This window comes from Streptomyces sparsogenes subsp. cuspidosporus, assembly GCF_039532705.1.
GTDB lineage: Bacteria > Actinomycetota > Actinomycetes > Streptomycetales > Streptomycetaceae > Streptomyces > Streptomyces sparsogenes.
In genome coordinates this window covers 96,487-113,621 of the sequence record NZ_BAAASD010000023.1, presented here as the reverse complement: position 1 = coordinate 113,621, position 17,135 = coordinate 96,487, and the positions used below count along the sequence as shown (strand labels likewise).

Here is a 17,135-nt window from a genome sequence, read left to right as displayed (position 1 = left end):
AGGGGCGAGGGAGGGGAGGGGAGGGGAAGGGGAGGGTGGGGTGCGGCGGGCGGGTCGGGGGTGTCCCGCCCGCCGCGGCTCGTACGGCGCGCCCGGCGCCGTACGAGGTGTGGCGCGCGCCGGGGGCGTCAGCCGAGGACGGCGAGCGCGTCGATCTCGACCAGCAGCCCGGCCGGAAGGCCGACGTAGACGGTGGTCCGGGCCGCCGGGGCCTCCTTCAGGTCCGCGAAGAACTCGTTGTAGATCTCGTTGAACTCGGCGAAGTGGCCGGTGTCGGTGAGGTAGACGCGCACCATCACCACGTCCTCCCAGCTCGCCCCGCCCTTCTCCAGGACGGCCTGCACATTGCGCAGCGTCTGGAGCGTCTGCTCGCGCAGGCCGGGCCCGACGGGGGCGGGCGCCTGGCCCGGGACCGCGGGGCCGAAGCCGACCTGCCCGGCGACCTGGAGGATGTTGCCCTTCCTGACGCCGTGCGAGAACTTGGCGGGCGGCGTGGTGTGGGTGTCCGGGGTGATCGCGGTCTTCTGAAGCTTCTCGCTCATGGGGTGCTTTCCTCGGTTCGGCTGTCGGTTGGTTCGGGATGGGGTTCGACGGGGTCCGGTGCGGTGGCGGCCCGTTCGCCGAGCGGGCCGCCACCGGAGTACTCGTGGCTGATCGCGTCCGCCGTGCGCCGCACCTCGGGCAGCAGCGCGAGGAGTTCCCCGGCGCTGACCACGACGTTCGGCGCGGAGACCGAACAGGCCGCGACCACCCGCCCGTCCGCTCCCCGGATGGGTGCCCCGACGCAGTTGATCGACTCCTCGTGGCCGCCGAGGTCGGTGGCCCAGCCCTGCTCCCGCACGGTCGCCAGCTCCTTGAGGAAGGCGGCGGCGTTCGGGGTGGAGCGCGGGGTGTAGGCGGGGTAGCGCAGCTTCTCGGCGACCGCCCGCCGCTCCGCCTCCGGCAGGTCGGCCAGCAGCACCTTGGCGACCGCGGCCACGGTGATCGCCACGGGTTTGCCGATCCGCGAGTACATCCGGACCGGGTAGCGGCTCTCCACCTTGTCGATGTAGAGCACCTCGTTCTCCTCGTACACGGCGAGGTGGACGGTGTGCCCGCAGCGCTCGTTGAGCTCGACGAGATACGGGTGGGCGATCTCGCGCACGTCCAGGTTCTCCACGGCCTGCTGCGCGAGCGCGAAGAGGCGCGCCCCGAGCCGGTAGCGCTGGTCCTGCTGGCGGTAGACCATGCCGTGCTCGTGCAGGGTGCGCAGCAGCCGCAGCGCGGTCGTCTTGTGCACGCCCAGCCGGGTGGCCACCTGCTCCAGGTTGGCCGGGCCCTCCGCCAGCAGCGGCAGGATGGTCAGCGCTCGGTCGACGGTCTGGCTCATGGGGTGGCTACCTCCGCGCTCACGGGTCCGGCGTCCGTCCAGCCGGGGGCGAGTCGCAGTGTGCCCCACGCCCCGGCGTCGAGCGCGACCAGCCCGTCGGCGTGCTCGCGCGCGGGCGGGGCGCCCAGGTCGCCGGGGACGGTGAGGGCGGCGGCCGCCATCAGGTGGCCGTGGCGCAGCCGCTCCGCGACGGGCAGGCCGCGCAGGGTGCCGGACAGGAACCCGGCGGCGAAGGCGTCCCCCGCGCCCACGGCCGCGACCACCTCGACCCGGGGGGCCGGTTCGCAGGTGACCTCGTCGCCGCCGGCGGACCGCCGGGCGTACGCGGTGGCACCCGCGCTCCCCTGCTTCACGACCAGCACCTCGGGCTCGGGCAGGGCCGCCCGGATCGCCGCCGCGCCGTGCAGCCCCCAGGCGGCCCCGGCCTCGTCCTCGCCGACGAAGACCAGGTCGCAGCCGCGGGCGAGGTCCAGCAGGCGCCCCGCGCCGCCGCCGCGCCACAGGGCGGTGCGGTAGTTGACGTCGAACGAGACGAGGGGACGGCCGGGCGCGCGGGCGGTGAGCTCCCGCAGCAGGGCGCGGCAGCCGTCGGAGAGGGCGGCGGTGATCCCGGTGAGGTGGAGGACGCGGCCCGACCAGGTCTGTTCCCGGGGCACCAGGTCCGGGGACATGGCCGCGGCGGCGGACCCGGCCCGGTAGTAGACGACCTCGGACAGCTCCTCTCCGCCCCCTTCACCCCTGCCGTCCCCTCCGTCCGTCTCGCCGAGCGCCCGCTCCCCCGCCGTACGGAAGTAGACGCCGGTGGGGCGGTCCGGGTCGCGCCGCACGTACGAGACGTCCACGCCGGCGGCGGCGATCTCCGCGACGAGGTGGTCGCCGAAGCCGTCCGCGCCGACCCGGCTGATCCACCGGGCGGTGTGTCCGACCCGCGCGAGCGTGCACGCGACGTTGGACTCCGCGCCGCCGATCCCGCGAGAGAACGCCGGTACGTCGGCGAGGCGGCCGGGGCAGGAGGGCACGAAGGTGACCATCGACTCGCCGAGGCACACGACGTCGACGTCACGGGCGTCGTCGGCATGGGGGGCTGCGGACACGACGTACTCGCTCCTCGCTGGGGCGTCGGGGGTGTGGCGCACACCGTTGACCGGGTGCTTGGCGGGATGTTAGACAGCGCTAAGCGTTATACGCAATGAACGTTGCACATGTTGCAACCCCGATGCTCATTGGGAGGCTCCATGGCCGCCGACTCCGCCGCCGACCGCCCCGCCGAAACGGCCGCCGACCCCGCCGCCGGCACGCCCGCCACGCCCGACTCCCCCGTCGCCCGCCTCGCCCGCGAGCGCGTCGACCACCGCTTCAAGGGCCTGCCCCCGAGCGCCGAAGGCCGTACGGTCGGCGAGCTGGCGGCCGAGCGCCGCTCCCTGTTCACCGGCGGGTTCACCACCCCCGTGCTGGTGCTGTCCGCCGAGGCCCTGGAGCACAACCTCGCCGCCCTGGAGCGCTACGCCGCCGCCCACGGCCTGGCCTTCGCCCCGCACGGCAAGACCTCCCTCGCCCCCCAGCTCTTCGAGCGCCAACTCGACCGTGGCGCCTGGGGCATCACCGCCGCCGTGCCCACCCAGGTGCGCCTGTACCGCGCCTTCGGCATCCAGCGGATCTTCCTGGCCAACGAGGTCGTGGACGCCGCCGCCCTCCACTGGCTCGCCGGGGAGTTGGACGCCGACCCCGGCTTCCGCTTCATCGCGTACGTCGACTCCCCGCGCGGCGTCGAGCTGATGGACGCGGCCCTGCGGGAGGCGGGCGCCCGCCGCCCGGTCGACGTGGTCGTCGAACTCGGCGCCGGGCCCGGCGCGCGGACCGGCGCCCGCACGGAAGCCGACTGCGCGGCCGTCGCCGACGCGGTCGCGGCCACCGGGACCCTGCGCCTCGTCGGCGTCGCCGGCTACGAGGGCGAGGTGCCGGAGCCGGACGGCGAGCGGGTCCGGGCGTGGCTGCGCCGGCTCACCGCGCTGGCCGTCGCCTTCGACCGGGAGGGCCGGTTCGCGGAGGCGGACGAGATCGTGGTCAGCGCGGGCGGCAGCGCGTGGTTCGACGCGGTCGCGGACGTCTTCGCAGAGCTGCCCGAGCTGTCCGGCCCGGTGCTGAAGCTGCTGCGCTCCGGCGCGTACGTGTCCCACGACGACGGCCGCTACCGCCAGGTCACCCCCTTCAACCGCGTCCCCCAGGAGGGCACCCTGCGCCCCGCCTTCCGCCTGTGGGCCCAGGTCGTCTCCCGCCCCGAACCGGGCCAGGCGTTCCTCAACGCGGGCAAGCGCGACGCGGCGTACGACCTCGACCTCCCCGAGGCGCAGGTCATCCGCTCCCTCGACGGCACCGAGCGCCCCGCCACCGGACTCACCGTCACCGGGCTGTCCGACCAGCACGCCTGGCTCGCGGTCGAGGAGGGCACGCGCCTGGAGGTCGGCGACTGGGTGGGCCTCGGCCTGTCCCACCCGTGCACGAGCTTCGACAAGTGGCAGCTGATCCCCGTGGCCGAGGCGGACGGCACGGTCACGGACTACATCCGCACGTTCTTCTGAGACCACTGAGGCTTCTGAGACCACCGAGGCTTCTGAGACCACTGAGCGAGAGGCAGCGCACATGGACCTGGTCATCCGCGACGCGCGGGTCGTCGACGGCAGCGGCGGCGACCGCTACCGCGCGGACGTCGGCATCGACGGCGGGCGGATCGCCGCCATCGTGCCGGAGGGGGCCGGCGCGCGGCCGGCGGGACGGCGGGTGGTGGAGGCCGACGGGCTCGCGCTGGCGCCCGGGTTCATCGACATGCACGCGCACAGCGACCTCGCCCTGCTGCGCGACCCCGACCACTCGGCCAAGGTCGCGCAGGGGGTGACCCTGGAGGTGATCGGCCAGGACGGGCTGTCGTACGCGCCCGTCGACGACCGCACCCTCGCCGAGGTCCGCACGGCCATCACCGGCTGGAACGGCGACGGCTCCGACATCGACTTCGACTGGCGCAGCGTGGGCGGGTATCTGGACCGCCTCGACCACGGCTTCGACGGGCAGGGCATCGCGGTCAACGCCGCGTATCTGATCCCCCAGGGCACCGTCCGCATGCTCGCGGTCGGCTGGGCGGACCGGGAGGCCGCCCCGGACGAGGTCGAGCGGATGAAGCGGCTGGTCGCGGAGGGTCTCGAGGAGGGGGCGGTGGGGCTGTCGTCGGGGCTGACGTACACGCCCGGGATGTACGCGTCCGACGCCGAGCTGACCGAGCTGTGCCGCGTCGTCGCGGCGTACGGCGGCTACTACTGCCCGCACCACCGCTCGTACGGCGCGGGCGCCCTCCGGGCGTACGAGGAGATGGTGGCCCTCGCCCGTGAGGCGGGCTGCGCGCTGCACCTGGCGCACGCGACCATGAACTTCGGCGTGAACAAGGGCCGGGCGGCCGAGCTGCTGGCGCTGCTCGACCGGGCGCTGGCGGAGGGCGCCGACATCACCCTGGACACCTACCCCTATCTCCCCGGCTCCACCACGCTCGCCGCGATGCTGCCGAGCTGGGCCGCCGAGGGCGGGCCCGATGCCGTCCTGGAGCGGCTGCGGGACGAGCCGACCGCCGAGCGGATCCGGCACGTCATGGAGGTGGAGAGCGCGGACGGCTGCCATGGCGTGCCCATCGAGTGGGACACCATCGAGATCTCCGGGGTCGCCGATCCGGCCCTGGCCCCGTACGTCGGCAAGACGGTCGCCCGGTCGGCGCGCGAGCGCGGCGAGGCACCGTGGGACACCGCGCGCCGGCTGCTGCTGGAGGACCGGCTCGGCTCGACGATCCTCCAGCACGTGGGGCACGAGGACAACGTGCGGGCGATCATGAAGCACCCGGTGCACACCGGCGGCAGCGACGGCCTCCTCCAGGGCGCCAAGCCGCACCCGCGCGCGTACGGGACCTTCCCCCACTACCTGGGCCGCTACGTCCGCGAGCTGGGCGTGCTGTCGCTGGAGGAGTGCGTGGCCCACCTCACCGCCCGGCCCGCGGCCCGACTCCGCCTCCCCGACCGGGGCCTGGTCCGCGAGGGATACCGCGCCGACCTGGTCCTCTTCGACCCGGACACGGTCGCCGCGGGCTCCACCTTCGAGGCCCCGCGCACCCTGCCGACGGGGATCCCGCACGTCCTGATCGACGGCCGTTTCGTCATCGAGGACGGGCGGCGCACGGACGTCCTGGCGGGGCGCTCGGTGCGGCGTCAGCCCGCCGCCGCCGCCAGCTCCACCTCCACCAGCCGGTAGAGGTGGGCGCGGGCGGCCTCGGTGGTCAGCGGCGGGGCCTGGCGCAGCCGTTGCAGGGCCAGGCCGTCGGCGAGGGCGGCGAAGCGGACGGCGAAGTCGGCCGGGTCGACGGTGCGGAAGTCGCCCTCGGCGACGCCGCGTTCGACGAGGGAGCGGATCTCGCCGTGCCAGCTGGCGTAGCGCTCGGCCTGGCCGCGGGCGAAGGCCTGGTCGCGGTCGCCCGCGTGCCAGTAGTCGAACCACATGCGCCAGTGCCGGTCGGTGTCGTCGGTGAACAGGGCGTCGATGAGCAGCCGCAGGCCCTCGGCGCCGCTGGTGGCCCGGTCGGCGGCCTCGCTGAGCGCCGCGTAGTAGCGCTCGATGTGCAGCACCATCGCCTCGGAGAGGACTTCCTGGACGCTGTCGAAGTGGTAGGTGACGGTGCCGACCGAGACGCCCGCCGCGGCCGCCACGTCGCGCACGCCGACCGCCGCCGAGCCGCGTTCGACGATGAGCGGGACGGCGGCCTCCACGATCAGCCGGCGGCGCACCTCGGTGGGCTGCCGGGTGCGTTCGGAGGCTGCGACGGCCCGGCGGGGCGCCTTGGGCCGGCGGCCGGGTCGGTCGGGCCGGTCGGGCACGGACGTCGTCATGCCGAGGTCCTGGGGGTGGTGTGGTGCCAGGTGCGCTTGGCCACTGTCTCTCCGTTCGCCCGTGCTTCGAGGCCGCTGTCCATGATGAACTCCGTGGCGATGGCGCGGAGTTCGGTGGTGGTCACCACGGTGGCGTCCCAGTCGCCGCGCCGCAGCCGGATGGTCCACTGGGAGCTTGCCACGGCCGACAGCGGGTCGGTGCCGCGGATCCGGTACGTCTCCAGGGCGCTCTCCTCGTAGCGCAGGCCGTCCGGGTAGGTGCGGGAGCCGCCGTAGTTGGGGTCCACCTCCAGGGTCCACTCGCCCGTGGCCACGTCGTGCCGCACGATCCGTTCGGGCCGGGGCCTGGCGGGCGGCTCGCTGATCACGGGGAGCGGCGGGGCCTGTTCCGGCTCCTCGAAGGCGACCGGCGGGCGGCCGGCGTCGGCGCCGGGGTCCCGTACGGGCAGCAGCAGGGCGCTGTCGGCGGGCAGGACGGTCAGGGCGCCGCGCTCGCCGTGCGGCCACACCCACGGCCAGTACTGGTCGGACAGGGCGACGCGGACGCGGTGGCCGGGCGGGAAGGCGTAGCCGGTGGCGGTCAGTTCGACCTCGACGTCCTCGTACGTGCCGGGCCGCCACTCCACGGCCCGGTCCCGGCCGTGCCGGGACAGCAGGTTGAGCACGCCCCGGCTGACCAGCGTGGAGGAGCCGTCGGGGGCGACGTCGCAGACGCGCGCGATGACGTGCGCCCGGGGGGTGGCGCTGTCCAGGCGCAGCCGTACCCGGGGGCGGCCCAGGATCTCCACGCGCCCGGTCAGCGGCGCGGAGTCGAAGCAGACCGAGCGGCCGTCCTCCTCACGCTGGTCGGGCGGCAGGTCGGTGGCGTTGCCGAAGGGGAAGAAGCGGCCCGCGTCGACGCCGGTGTGCAGCGGGGAGCGGACCACCGCGGGCCCCGCGCCGGGGCCGCCCAGGGGCCGCTCGTCCCAGGTCACGGCCGGGGAGGGCCAGGCGTCGTCGGCGACCCAGCGGCCGGGCATGGTGGAGTAGTGGGTCGCGGGCGGCACGGGGTCGTTGATCCAGGAGCGCAGGGCGGGGTCCTTCATGACCCCGGTGTCGACGCCCTTGAGCCAGTGGTCCCACCAGCGCAGCGTCTCCTGGAGGAAGCCGATCGAGGGGCCCGGCGGCAGGCCCCGGTCGGGGTACTGGTGGGACCAGGGCCCGATCAGCCCCCGTACGGGCGCGTCGAGGTGCTCGACCAGCCGCAGCACGGTGTCCCGGTACGGGTCGGCCCAGCCGCCGACCGCGAGGACCGCGGCGTCGATGGCGCCGTAGTCCTCGCACACGCTGCCGTGCCGCCAGTAGTCGTCCCGCTCCTGGTGGGCGAGCCAGGTGTGCAGATACGGCTCCAGCGCCCCGAGCCGCTCCCGCCACATGGGCAGCCAGCGGTCCTCGCCCACGGTGGCCGGGTCCGGCGGGCGGGCGGTGAAGGCGAGCATGGTGCCGGCCCAGGCGAGCATGTCGATGCCGAGGACGGCGCCGCCGGTGTAGTGGACGTCGTTGTCGTAGCGGTCGTCGGTGGAGCAGACGGTGACGATCGCCTTCAGCGGCTCGGGGCGCAGGGCGGCGATCTGGAGGGAGTTGAACCCGCCCCAGGAGATGCCGAACATGCCGACCTTGCCCGTGCACCACGGCTGGGCGGCCAGCCACTCCACGACGTCGACGCCGTCGGCGAGTTCGGTCTCGGTGTACTCGTCGAGCATCACGCCCTCGGAGTCCCCGCTGCCGCGCAGATCGACCCGTACGGAGGCGTAGCCGTGCCCGGCGTACCAGGGGTGGCGCTGGGCGTCGCGCGGGGCGGTCCAGTCGCCCTTGCGGTACGGCAGGTACTCCAGCAGGGCGGGCACGGGGTCGGCGGTGGCGTCGGCGGGGCGCCAGATCCGCGCGTGCAGCCGGGTCCCGTCGCGGGTGGGGATCCAGACGTCCTCCACCCGCACCTCGCGGTCGAACCGCTCGCGGTACCTCACGGGTTGACGCTCCTCACTCGTGGGCTCCAGCGGCGGACGCGGTGGCCGCCGCCCAGGTCGGTCCAGGTGTCATGCGGCTCGGCCGCGTCCTGCCAGTCGTCGGCCGCCTCGGACGGCTCAGGGTCGGGTTCGGCGTCCGTGCCGGGACCGGGGTCCGCGTCGGGGCCGGGATCCGGGTCGGGGGCGGGATCCGGGTCGGGGGCGGGATCCGGGTCGGGCTCCAGCGCGGCGGCCATGAGCCGCCGGGTGTACGGGTGGCCGGGGGCCGCGAAGACCGCCTCGGTGGGGCCCTCCTCGACCACCACGCCGTGCCGCAGCACCACGACCCGGTCGGCGATGCCGCGCACCACGGCCAGGTCGTGGCTGATGAACAGGCAGGCCAGCTCACGTTCCCGGCGCAGGTCGTCCAGCAGGCGCAGCACCTCGGCCTGGACGGAGACGTCGAGGGCGGTGGTGATCTCGTCGGCGATGAGCACGTCCGGTTCGCCGGCCAGCGCCCGGGCGATCCCGATCCGCTGCCGCTGCCCGCCCGAGAGCTGGGCGGGCAGCCGGTCGGCGAAGGCCGGGTCGAGGCGTACGTCGGCGATGAGCCGCCGGGCGCGGGCGGCGGCCTCGGTGCGGGAGCCGGCCGTGCCGAAGAAGCGCAGGGGCCGCCGTACCGCGTCGCCCACCGAACGCCGGGGGTTGAGGGAGGTGTCGGCGTTCTGGAAGACGAGCTGGACCTTCCGGCGCAGGGCGAGCGGCCGCTTGCGCGCCGGGCGGGCCAGGTCGCCGTCGGCCCCGGCGCCCCCGCCGGAACCCCCCTCGGCGCCGGTCGCGGTCATCGTGCCGCCCGAGGGCGCCCGGAGGCCCGCCAGCGACCAGGCGAGCGTGGACTTGCCGCTGCCCGACTCGCCGACCAGCGCCAGCACCTCGCCGCGCCGCACCCGGAACGACACGCCGTGGACGGCGCGGCTGGCCCCGTAGTCGATGGTGACGTCGCGGACGGCGACGGCCTCGGGGGCGTCGGCGGGCACCTGGGCCCTGGGCCGGATCTCGCGGCTGCCGTCGTCGGCGACGACGGCGAGCCCGGCGTCGGACAGCCGGGGCACGCTGGCCAGCAGCCGCCGGGTGTAGGGGTGGGCGGGCGCGGTGAACAGGCGGCGGGTGGGGGCCGTCTCGACGACCCGCCCGGCGCGCAACACGGTGACCTCGTCGGCCATGTGGGCGACGACGCCCAGGTCGTGGCTGACCAGGACGGCGGCCAGGCCGAGTTCCTCGCGCAGCGCGGCGAGCAGGTCCAGGACGCCGCGCTGGGTGATGACGTCGAGGCCGGTGGTGGGCTCGTCGAGGACGAGGACCTTGGGGCGGGCGGCGATGGCCATGGCGATGGCGACACGCTGCTGCTGTCCGCCGGAGAGCTCGTGCGGGTAGCGGCGGGCGAGTTCGGCGGGGCGCGGCAGGCGCACCTGGTCGAGGAGGTCGGTGACGGCGGCGGGGCCGGCCGCCGCGTCGCCGCGCAGCGCCTCGGCGATCTGCCGCCCGACCCGCATGGAGGGGGTGAGCGCGTGTCCGGCGTTCTGCGCGACCATGGCGACCGTGCCGCCGCGCAGCCGCCGCAGCTCCCGGGGCGGCAGCGCGAAGACGTCCGCGCCGTCGACGCGCACGGTGCCCGCGGTGATCCGCGAGCCGTGCCGCAGATGCCCGAGCAGGGTCGCGGCGACGGTCGACTTGCCGCTGCCGGACTCGCCGACCAGGGCGAGGGTGTGGCCGGGGCGCAGCTCGAAGCCGACCTCGTGGACGACGGGCACGTCCCGGCCGCCGGAGCGGTAGGCGACGGACAGCCCCGCCACGGAGACGATGGCGGTCATCAGGAGCCCTCCCGGATCCGGTCCACGCCCCACGCCTTGGACAGGCCGTCGGCCGCGAGGTTGAGCCCGACCACGAGCGTGGCCAGGGCGATGATGGGCGCCAGGCTCGCCATGGGCACGACGGTGATGGCGGTGCGGTTCTCGGCGACCATCAGCCCCCAGTCGGGGGTGGGCGGGTTGGCGCCGAAGCCGAGGAACGACAGGGAGCTGATCAGCAGCACCACCCACGAGGCGCGCATCGCGAACTCCACGCACACCACGTCGGTGATGTTGGGCAGCACCTCGCGCCGCAGGATCGACCAGGTGCCCTCGCCGCGGGCGCGGGCGGCGGTGACGTAGTCGGCGGGCACGACGGCCAGCGCGGCGCCGCGCACGACCCGCACGACCTGCGGGACGTAGACGACGGCGACGGCGAGCACGATGACCGCGGGCCCGGTGCCGAGCGCGGTGACGACGACCAGCAGGGCGAGGATCGAGGGGACGGCCAGCACGGCGTCCAGGACCCGCATCAGCACGTCGTCCAGCCAGCCGCCGCGCAGCGCGGCCGCGCAGCCGAGCACGGTGCCCAGCGCGAGGGTCAGCACGGTGGCGGCGACCGAGACGCCGAGCGCGTACCGCCCGCCGTACAGCACGCGGGCCAGCACGTCGCGGCCGTAGCTGTCGGTGCCGGCCCAGTGGTCGGCGCCGGGGCCGAGCAGGGCGTGGGAGGCGTCGCCGACGGTGGGCGCGTACGGGGTGAGCACGGGTGCGAGCAGCGCGATCAGGACGTGCACGGCGACGATGGCGAGGCCGATGGTCGCGGCGCGGGAGGAGCGTACGGTGCGCCAGGTGCGGGCGGCGAAGCCCGGCCGGACGGCGGGCGGTTCGACCGGAACGGCAGCGTCGGGGATCTCCAGGGTGCTCATCGGGTCCGCCCTCCTCGGGTCCTGAGCTTGGGGTTGAGGGCCATGGCGCCGAGGTCGGCGGCCAGGTTGCAGCAGACGTAGACGACGGCGCTGATCAGCGCGATGGCCTGGATGACGGGCAGGTCGCGGTTCTGCACGGAGGAGAGCATCAGCTTGCCGATGCCGGGGTAGTTGAAGACGTTCTCGACGACGGCCACGCCGCCGACCAGCCACGCCACGTTGAGCGCGATGACGTGGAGGGTGGGCAGCAGGGCGCTGGGCAGGGCGTGGCGGGTGACCACGCGCCAGGTGGACAGGCCCTTGAGCCGGGCGGTGGTGACGTACTCGCCGGCCATGACGTCGATGACCGAGGTACGGGCCATCCGCACGATGTACGCGGCCATGACGATCGCGAGCGAGGCGGCGGGCAGCCAGACGGCGGGGAGCAGTTGGCCGACGGTCGCCTCGGGCCCGTAGAGCACGACGGCGGGCAGGACGGGCACGGCGATGGAGAAGAGCAGCACCAGCACGGTGGCCACCACGAACTCGGGGACGCTCATCCCGATCAGGCTGACGGTGGAGATGAGGTGGTCGGGCCAGCGGTCGCGGTAGAGGCCGGCGAGGACGCCCAGCACGAGCGAGCCGGTGACCGCGAACAGGACGGTGACGAGGGCGATCAGCGCGGAGTTGCCGAGGTACTGGCCGACCTCGCCGCCCACCGGCTTGCCGCTCACCAGGGAGGTGCCGAAGTCGCCGTGGAGTGCGCCGTTCACCCACTCGGCGTAGCGCTCCCAGGCGGGCCGGTCGAGGTGGAGCCTGTCGCGCAGCGCGGCGACGGCCGAGGGGGTGGCGTCCTTGCCGAGCACCTGGGTGGCGACATCGCCGGGCAGGGCCTGGACGGCCAGGAAGACCAGGACGGAGGAGAGCACCAGCGTGCCGAGGGCGGCCACGACGCGGCGCAGCAGGAAGGAGAGCACGCCCCTCACGCCCCCTTCAGCCCGATGCCGAGGTAGTCGAACTCGAAGCCGTGCTCGGCGTAGCCGCGCACCTTGCGGGAAATGCCGACGAGCCGGTCGGCGAACATGGGGGTGATCGCCCCGCCCCGCTCGACCACCGCGCTCTGCGCCTGCTGGTAGAGCTCGCGGCGCCGCCCGTCGTCGGTCTCCCGGCGGGCCCGGTCCAGCAGGGCGTCGAAGTCCTTGTCCGCCCAGGCGGTCTCGTTGTACGAGGAGCCGCCCCGGAAGACCTGGTTGAGGAGCTGGTCGACGGGGCGGCCGGTGTACCAGTAGGTGGCCATCAGCGGCTTCTTCATCCAGATCTGGGTGTAGTACGAGTCGGCGGCCGCCGTCCTGACCCGGATCCGGATGCCGGCCCGCCGGGCGGACTCCTGGTAGGCGAGGGCCATCGGCGTGAAGATCGGGTCGTAGGCGGAGGTGTAGAGGTCGACCGCGAGCCGCTCGTACCCCGCGCGCTTCAGCAGGTGGCGGGCCTTGTCGGGGTCGTGCGCCGGGTGGGCGGCGAGGTGTCCCGGGGTGCCGGGCGGCACGGGGTTGTCCCAGCCGGCGGTGCCCGCGCCCTGGAGGGCGACCTTCAGCACGTGCTCGGGGTCGTAGGCGAGCTTCATGGCCTGCCGCACCCGCACGTCCGTGAAGGGCTTCTCGGTGGTGAGCATCGGCAGCACGTACCACTGGGCGTTCCTGACCCGGGCGAGGGTGGCGCGGTCGGAGTTGGCGACCACGCGGGCGGTGGCGAAGTCCAGGTTGGTCTGGGAGAGCAGATCGACCTGGCCGGCCAGCAGGGCGTTGGAGCGGGCCTGCATGTCGGCGACGGAGTAGAAGTCGATCGCGTCCAGGACGGGGCGGCCGGCCCAGTGGTCCTCGTACGCGGCGATCCGGCCGGGCCCGGCGGCGGTGAAGGAGACCAGCTTGAAGGGGCCGGTGCCGATGCCGGTGCGGCCGATGGAGGCGGCGCTGCCGTCGGGGACGACGTAGCAGTTGTAGTTGGTCAGCAGGCTCGGGAACTCGGCGTTCGGGCTCTTCAGCGGGACGACCAGGGTGTGCGCGTCCGGGGTGCGCAGCCGCTTGGGGTCCACCAGCGGGGCGAGCACGCCGGCCTGCGGGGAGCCGGTCTTCGGGTCCAGGATGTGGCGCAGGGTGTAGGCGGCGTCGGCGGAGGTGAAGGCGCGGCCGTCGTGGAAGGTGACGCCGCGGCGCAGCCGGAAGGTCCAGGTGCGGGCCTCCTTGTCGGGCTCCCAGGACTCGGCGAGGTCGGGGGCGAGGGTGCCGTCGGGGCCGATCCGCACCAGCCGGTTGTAGAGGGCGCCCAGGTATTCGTACGCGGACAGGGAGCTCGCCGGGTCGAGGGTCTCGGCGTCGGAGGCGGGCGGCCGGGCGATGCGCAGGGTGCCGCCGCGGTCGGGGCGGCCGGCGGGGGCGCCGCTGGGGAGGGCGTCGGCGGGGGAGGCGGAGGCCGCGCCGGAGCAGCCGGTGAGCAGCCATGACGCGCCGAGCGCGGCGCCGCCCGCGGCCGCGGCGGCGAGCACCGACCGGCGCGGTATCGCCGCCGCCCCCGGGGCGTGTCGGGGTGAGGTGTCGGGCATGGGCCGGCCACCCTTCTCCGCTATTCGTTCAGCGGAACGATTCGTTGAAGTGCGTGAACGATAGCCAGCCGCCCCGCCCGGGCCAACCCTCCGGACGCGGAAATTCACCCCGGAAACAGACTCGTTACCCGGCGCGCGGACATGTCCCGTCCGCCCAAAGACGCCCCCTTACACCGTCCACGTGGCGAAGAACACCGAGCGGTCCCGGTTGCGCCGCCGTAAGGTGGCCGACATGCAGGTGATCCAGTCCGCGAAGCTCGCCAACGTCGGCTACGAGATCCGGGGCCCGGTACTCGAGGAGGCGATGCGGCTGGAGGCTGCCGGTCACCGCATCCTCAAGCTCAACACCGGCAACCCCGCGACCTTCGGCTTCGAGTGCCCGCCGGAGATCCTGGAGGACATGCTGCGCAACCTCGGCGGCGCCCACGGCTACGGCGACGCCAAGGGGCTGCTGTCCGCCCGGCGCGCGGTGATGCAGCACTACCAGACCAAGGGCATCGACCTGGACGTCGAGGACGTCTACCTGGGCAACGGCGTCTCCGAGCTGATCCAGATGGCGATGCAGGGCCTGCTCGACGACGGGGACGAGGTCCTGGTCCCCTCCCCCGACTACCCGCTGTGGACCGCCGCGGTCTCGCTCTCCGGCGGCACCGCCGTGCACTACCGCTGCGACGAGCAGTCCGACTGGCTGCCCGACCTGGCCGACATCGAGCGCAAGGTCACCGACCGCACCAAGGCCCTCGTCATCATCAACCCCAACAACCCCACGGGCGCGGTGTACGACGAGGAGATGCTGCGCGGCCTCACCGAGATCGCCCGCCGCCACAACCTGGTCGTCTGCTCCGACGAGATCTACGACAAGATCCTCTACGACGGCGCGACCCACACCCCCACCGCGGCCGTCGCCCCCGACCTGCTGACCCTGACCTTCAACGGGCTCTCCAAGGCCTACCGGGTCGCGGGCTACCGCAGCGGCTGGCTCGCGATCTGCGGCCCCAAGGCCCACGCCTCCAGCTATCTGGAGGGCCTGACGATCCTCGCCAACATGCGGCTGTGCGCCAACATGCCCGCCCAGCACGCGGTGGCCGCGGCCCTCGGCGGCCGCCAGTCCATCAACGACCTGGTGCTGCCCGGCGGCCGGCTGCTGGAGCAGCGCGACACGGCGTACGAGCTGCTGACCCGCATCCCCGGGGTGTCCTGCGTCAAGCCCAAGGGCGCGCTGTACGCGTTCCCCCGGCTCGACCCCTCGGTCTACAAGATCAAGGACGACCGGCAGATGGTCCTTGACCTGCTGCGCTCCGAGAAGATCATGATCGTGCACGGCACAGGCTTCAACTGGCCGGAGCCCGACCACTTCCGGATCGTGACCCTCCCGGCGAAGAAGGACCTGGCGGACGCGGTGACGCGGATCGGGAAGTTCCTGGAGGGCTACGCCCAGCACTGACCCGCCACCCCCGCCGCCGCTCGCCCGGCGGTGCGTTTGCGGTGAGTATGAGACAGCGACACGCCGACGTCACGGCGTGTCGCTGTCTCATACTCACCACAAAGGTCAGTCGGCGGGCCGCAGCGCCTTCTCCATGGCGACTTCCCCCTCCTCCTCACCGGCCTCGGTCAACCCGACCCGCCGGTAGAACGCGATCGCGCGCGCGTTGCCCGGCGCCACACCCAGCCGCAGCACCTCGGCCCCGGCCCGCAGGCCCCACTCCTCCACGGCCCGCACCAGCCGATCGGCGACGCCGCGCCCGCGCGCGTCCGCGCCGACCCACAGGGAGATGAGTTCGACGACGCCGGCGCGCGGGCCGGGCACCCCGCTGGCCATCCCGACGGCCTTCCCGTCGAGGACGGCCACCACGTTGTACGAACCGGGGATCTCCAGCCGGGCGCGCCACCGCTCCTCGCGGTCGCCCTCCCCCTGCCAGTCCGCGAGCCGGGACCCGAACGCGTACGGCGCGTCCGCGAGCGCGGCGAGCCGCAGCTCCCGCCAGACGGGCCAGTCGTCCGCCGTCAGCAGCCGTAACTCGATCACGCCGGGCAGCGCCCCTTCCTCCGGCCGGTCGCTATGCGCGCTCCATCACCCGCTTGAGCGCGGCGAGGTCGCCGGCCACCATATCGGCGTCGCGCTGGAATCGCTCATCGCTCATGTCCGGCTGCCGGCGCAGCGTGAAGAGCACCTCGCACCCGCCGGTGTCGTCGGCGATCACCCGCATCGGGTTGTGCACGACCTCGCCGGGCGATGGCTTCCATGGCCGCGACGCTATCGAGCGCCCGCGGAGGCCGTCTTGAACGAATCGGTCGCCGTCGCGCCGGGCGGAAGTGGCGAGTATTAGCGAGAGCTCAACTTTAGACAGCGTCTAAGTTAGGATGGCCTCCTGAGATCCCTTGGAGGCCATCCATGTACGAACCGATCCGCACCAAGTCGGTCCACACCATGACGGAGCCCGGCCCCGGCGTCCCCCACCGCTCGCGCGAGGAGGAGCTGGACATCCAGCTCGCGGGCCACCTCACCGCGCTGCTGACCGTCACCGACGAGCTGCGCGCCCTCGCCCCGGCCCCCACCCTCGACGACGCCGCCCAGCGCCTCGCCGACCGGGTCACCCGCCTCCGCGCCGGCCGCGCCCCCCTCCGCGCGGCCCCCACCACGACCTCCGCCACCCCCGCCCACATCGCCGCCCTCCACCAGCGCGCCCACACCCTGGCCGGCCGCGCCCTGGTCGTCGCCACCTCCCGCGGCGACGCGACGGCCACGGCGCTCGCGGCCGAGCGCCTGGAGAGCCACGCGGCGGCGCTCGGCATCGGCGGCTGAACCCCAGCCGCCGGTAGTTCGCCGAAGATGAGCCGTATGACCACCTCGATCACCCTCGTCCGCGGCGACATCACCGAGCAGCACGCCGACGCCATCGTCAACGCCGCCAATTCCTCCCTCCTCGGCGGCGGAGGCGTGGACGGTGCCATCCACCGCCGGGGCGGGCCCGAGATCCTGGAGGCGTGCCGCGCGCTGCGGGCCTCGCGCTACGGCAAGGGGCTGCCGACCGGGCAGGCCGTGGCCACCACGGCGGGGCGGCTGCCCGCGCGGTGGGTCATCCACACCGTGGGGCCGGTGTGGTCCGCCACCGAGGACCGCTCGGAGCTGCTCGCCTCCTGCTACCGCGAGGCGCTGAGGGTCGCGGACGAACTCGGCGCGAGGACGGTCGCGTTCCCCGCCGTCTCCACCGGCGTCTACCGGTGGCCGATGGAGGACGCCGCCCGCATCGCGGTGGAGACGGTGCGGGCCACGGACACGGGCGTCGAGGAGGTCCGGTTCGTGCTCTTCGACGAGCCCGCGTACCAGGCGTTCGCCGCGCACGCCGGCTGACGACGCCGGCGCCACTTCAGCTCCCCCGGGTCCCGGATCAGGATGTCTGGCCTCCTACGCGCCGCAGGTGGCCACGCCATCGGACACCGGGCCACCGGACACCGCGCCGATGGGCCCCATTAGGATCCGATCGGCCCGGCACACTGGCGGGCCTCCGCA

The 17,135-nt window shown here is 74.3% G+C and carries 16 protein-coding genes; 5 read left to right on the top strand and 11 right to left on the bottom strand.

Annotated elements, in window-relative coordinates; translation table 11 throughout:
* Positions 1-128: 128 nt before the first annotated feature.
* The 3 genes from ABFY07_RS25145 to ABFY07_RS25135 are packed head-to-tail and all read right to left on the bottom strand — an operon-like array spanning position 129 to position 2,463.
* Entirely contained in the window at positions 129-542 is a 414-nt protein-coding gene (locus tag ABFY07_RS25145) for a RidA family protein (protein ID WP_065963845.1), read from the bottom strand.
* Entirely contained in the window at positions 539-1,369 is an 831-nt protein-coding gene (locus ABFY07_RS25140) for an IclR family transcriptional regulator (protein ID WP_346176656.1), read from the bottom strand. The genes ABFY07_RS25145 and ABFY07_RS25140 overlap by 4 nt, the downstream gene beginning before the upstream one ends.
* On the bottom strand, positions 1,366-2,463 hold the full coding sequence (locus ABFY07_RS25135) for a sugar kinase (protein ID WP_346176655.1): 1,098 nt from the start codon (positions 2,461-2,463) through the stop codon (positions 1,366-1,368). Before ABFY07_RS25135 ends, ABFY07_RS25140 begins: the two co-directional genes overlap by 4 nt.
* 141 nt (positions 2,464-2,604) lie before the next feature.
* On the opposite strand from ABFY07_RS25135, the gene ABFY07_RS25130 reads away from it, so the two are divergent.
* Both ABFY07_RS25130 and ABFY07_RS25125 read left to right on the top strand, forming a co-directional pair.
* Entirely contained in the window at positions 2,605-3,948 is a 1,344-nt protein-coding gene (locus tag ABFY07_RS25130) for an alanine racemase (RefSeq protein ID WP_346176654.1), read from the top strand.
* A 61-nt stretch (positions 3,949-4,009) separates the two neighbouring features.
* A complete protein-coding gene (locus ABFY07_RS25125; protein ID WP_346176653.1) occupies positions 4,010-5,653 on the top strand; it encodes an N-acyl-D-amino-acid deacylase family protein in 1,644 nt (547 codons plus the stop codon).
* On the opposite strand, the gene ABFY07_RS25120 is transcribed toward ABFY07_RS25125, so the two are convergent.
* From ABFY07_RS25120 to ABFY07_RS25095, 6 genes are read right to left on the bottom strand one after another with little or no spacing between them, the layout of a single operon-like run.
* Positions 5,611-6,285 (bottom strand): TetR/AcrR family transcriptional regulator, encoded by a 675-nt coding sequence (locus ABFY07_RS25120; protein ID WP_346176652.1) that lies wholly within the window; start codon positions 6,283-6,285, stop codon positions 5,611-5,613. The two genes, ABFY07_RS25125 and ABFY07_RS25120, sit on opposite strands and share 43 nt — an antisense overlap.
* A complete protein-coding gene (locus tag ABFY07_RS25115) occupies positions 6,282-8,291 on the bottom strand; it encodes a CocE/NonD family hydrolase (protein WP_346176651.1) in 2,010 nt (669 codons plus the stop codon). The genes ABFY07_RS25120 and ABFY07_RS25115 overlap by 4 nt, the downstream gene beginning before the upstream one ends.
* Positions 8,288-10,141, bottom strand: a complete 1,854-nt coding sequence (locus tag ABFY07_RS25110; RefSeq protein WP_346176650.1) for a dipeptide ABC transporter ATP-binding protein — start codon at positions 10,139-10,141, stop codon at positions 8,288-8,290. The genes ABFY07_RS25115 and ABFY07_RS25110 overlap by 4 nt, the downstream gene beginning before the upstream one ends.
* Positions 10,141-11,046: an ABC transporter permease gene (locus ABFY07_RS25105; RefSeq protein WP_346176649.1), complete on the bottom strand. Its 906-nt coding sequence runs from the start codon at positions 11,044-11,046 to the stop codon at positions 10,141-10,143. The genes ABFY07_RS25110 and ABFY07_RS25105 overlap by 1 nt, the downstream gene beginning before the upstream one ends.
* Positions 11,043-12,002, bottom strand: a complete 960-nt coding sequence (locus tag ABFY07_RS25100) for an ABC transporter permease (RefSeq protein ID WP_346176648.1) — start codon at positions 12,000-12,002, stop codon at positions 11,043-11,045. Before ABFY07_RS25100 ends, ABFY07_RS25105 begins: the two co-directional genes overlap by 4 nt.
* Before the next feature lie 5 nt (positions 12,003-12,007).
* A complete protein-coding gene (locus ABFY07_RS25095) occupies positions 12,008-13,624 on the bottom strand; it encodes an ABC transporter substrate-binding protein (protein ID WP_346176647.1) in 1,617 nt (538 codons plus the stop codon).
* Positions 13,625-13,856: 232 nt separating this feature from the next.
* Here ABFY07_RS25095 and ABFY07_RS25090 point away from each other — a divergent pair, with 232 nt between their 5' ends.
* Positions 13,857-15,068 carry a pyridoxal phosphate-dependent aminotransferase gene (locus ABFY07_RS25090; RefSeq protein WP_065963834.1) on the top strand — a complete coding sequence of 404 codons (1,212 nt, stop codon included), beginning with the start codon at positions 13,857-13,859 and terminating at the stop codon, positions 15,066-15,068.
* 105 nt (positions 15,069-15,173) lie between these two features.
* Here ABFY07_RS25090 and ABFY07_RS25085 read toward each other — a convergent pair whose 3' ends face one another.
* Both ABFY07_RS25085 and ABFY07_RS25080 read right to left on the bottom strand, forming a co-directional pair.
* Positions 15,174-15,650, bottom strand: a complete 477-nt coding sequence (locus tag ABFY07_RS25085) for a GNAT family N-acetyltransferase (protein WP_346176646.1) — start codon at positions 15,648-15,650, stop codon at positions 15,174-15,176.
* A gap of 31 nt (positions 15,651-15,681) precedes the next feature.
* Positions 15,682-15,825, bottom strand: a complete 144-nt coding sequence (locus ABFY07_RS25080; protein WP_428837000.1) for a hypothetical protein — start codon at positions 15,823-15,825, stop codon at positions 15,682-15,684.
* Between the two features lie 191 nt (positions 15,826-16,016).
* Between ABFY07_RS25080 and ABFY07_RS25075 the strand changes: the two genes are divergently transcribed.
* Entirely contained in the window at positions 16,017-16,427 is a 411-nt protein-coding gene (locus tag ABFY07_RS25075; RefSeq protein ID WP_346176645.1) for an SCO4983 family protein, read from the top strand.
* A gap of 36 nt (positions 16,428-16,463) precedes the next feature.
* Entirely contained in the window at positions 16,464-16,976 is a 513-nt protein-coding gene (locus ABFY07_RS25070; protein WP_346176644.1) for an O-acetyl-ADP-ribose deacetylase, read from the top strand.
* Positions 16,977-17,135 lie beyond the last annotated feature (159 nt).

What these genes read in the sequence shown, in the direction of transcription:
- ABFY07_RS25145 (WP_065963845.1), bottom strand. Translation starts at nt 542, where the DNA reads ATGAGCGAGAAGCTTCAGAAGACCGCGATCACCCCGGACACCCACACC.
- ABFY07_RS25140 (WP_346176656.1), bottom strand. Translation starts at nt 1,369, where the DNA reads ATGAGCCAGACCGTCGACCGAGCGCTGACCATCCTGCCGCTGCTGGCG.
- ABFY07_RS25130 (WP_346176654.1), top strand. Translation starts at nt 2,605, where the DNA reads ATGGCCGCCGACTCCGCCGCCGACCGCCCCGCCGAAACGGCCGCCGAC.
- ABFY07_RS25125 (WP_346176653.1), top strand. Translation starts at nt 4,010, where the DNA reads ATGGACCTGGTCATCCGCGACGCGCGGGTCGTCGACGGCAGCGGCGGC.
- ABFY07_RS25120 (WP_346176652.1), bottom strand. Translation starts at nt 6,285, where the DNA reads ATGACGACGTCCGTGCCCGACCGGCCCGACCGACCCGGCCGCCGGCCC.
- ABFY07_RS25110 (WP_346176650.1), bottom strand. Translation starts at nt 10,141, where the DNA reads ATGACCGCCATCGTCTCCGTGGCGGGGCTGTCCGTCGCCTACCGCTCC.
- ABFY07_RS25105 (WP_346176649.1), bottom strand. Translation starts at nt 11,046, where the DNA reads ATGAGCACCCTGGAGATCCCCGACGCTGCCGTTCCGGTCGAACCGCCC.
- ABFY07_RS25095 (WP_346176647.1), bottom strand. Translation starts at nt 13,624, where the DNA reads ATGCCCGACACCTCACCCCGACACGCCCCGGGGGCGGCGGCGATACCG.
- ABFY07_RS25090 (WP_065963834.1), top strand. Translation starts at nt 13,857, where the DNA reads ATGCAGGTGATCCAGTCCGCGAAGCTCGCCAACGTCGGCTACGAGATC.
- ABFY07_RS25075 (WP_346176645.1), top strand. Translation starts at nt 16,017, where the DNA reads ATGTACGAACCGATCCGCACCAAGTCGGTCCACACCATGACGGAGCCC.
- ABFY07_RS25070 (WP_346176644.1), top strand. Translation starts at nt 16,464, where the DNA reads ATGACCACCTCGATCACCCTCGTCCGCGGCGACATCACCGAGCAGCAC.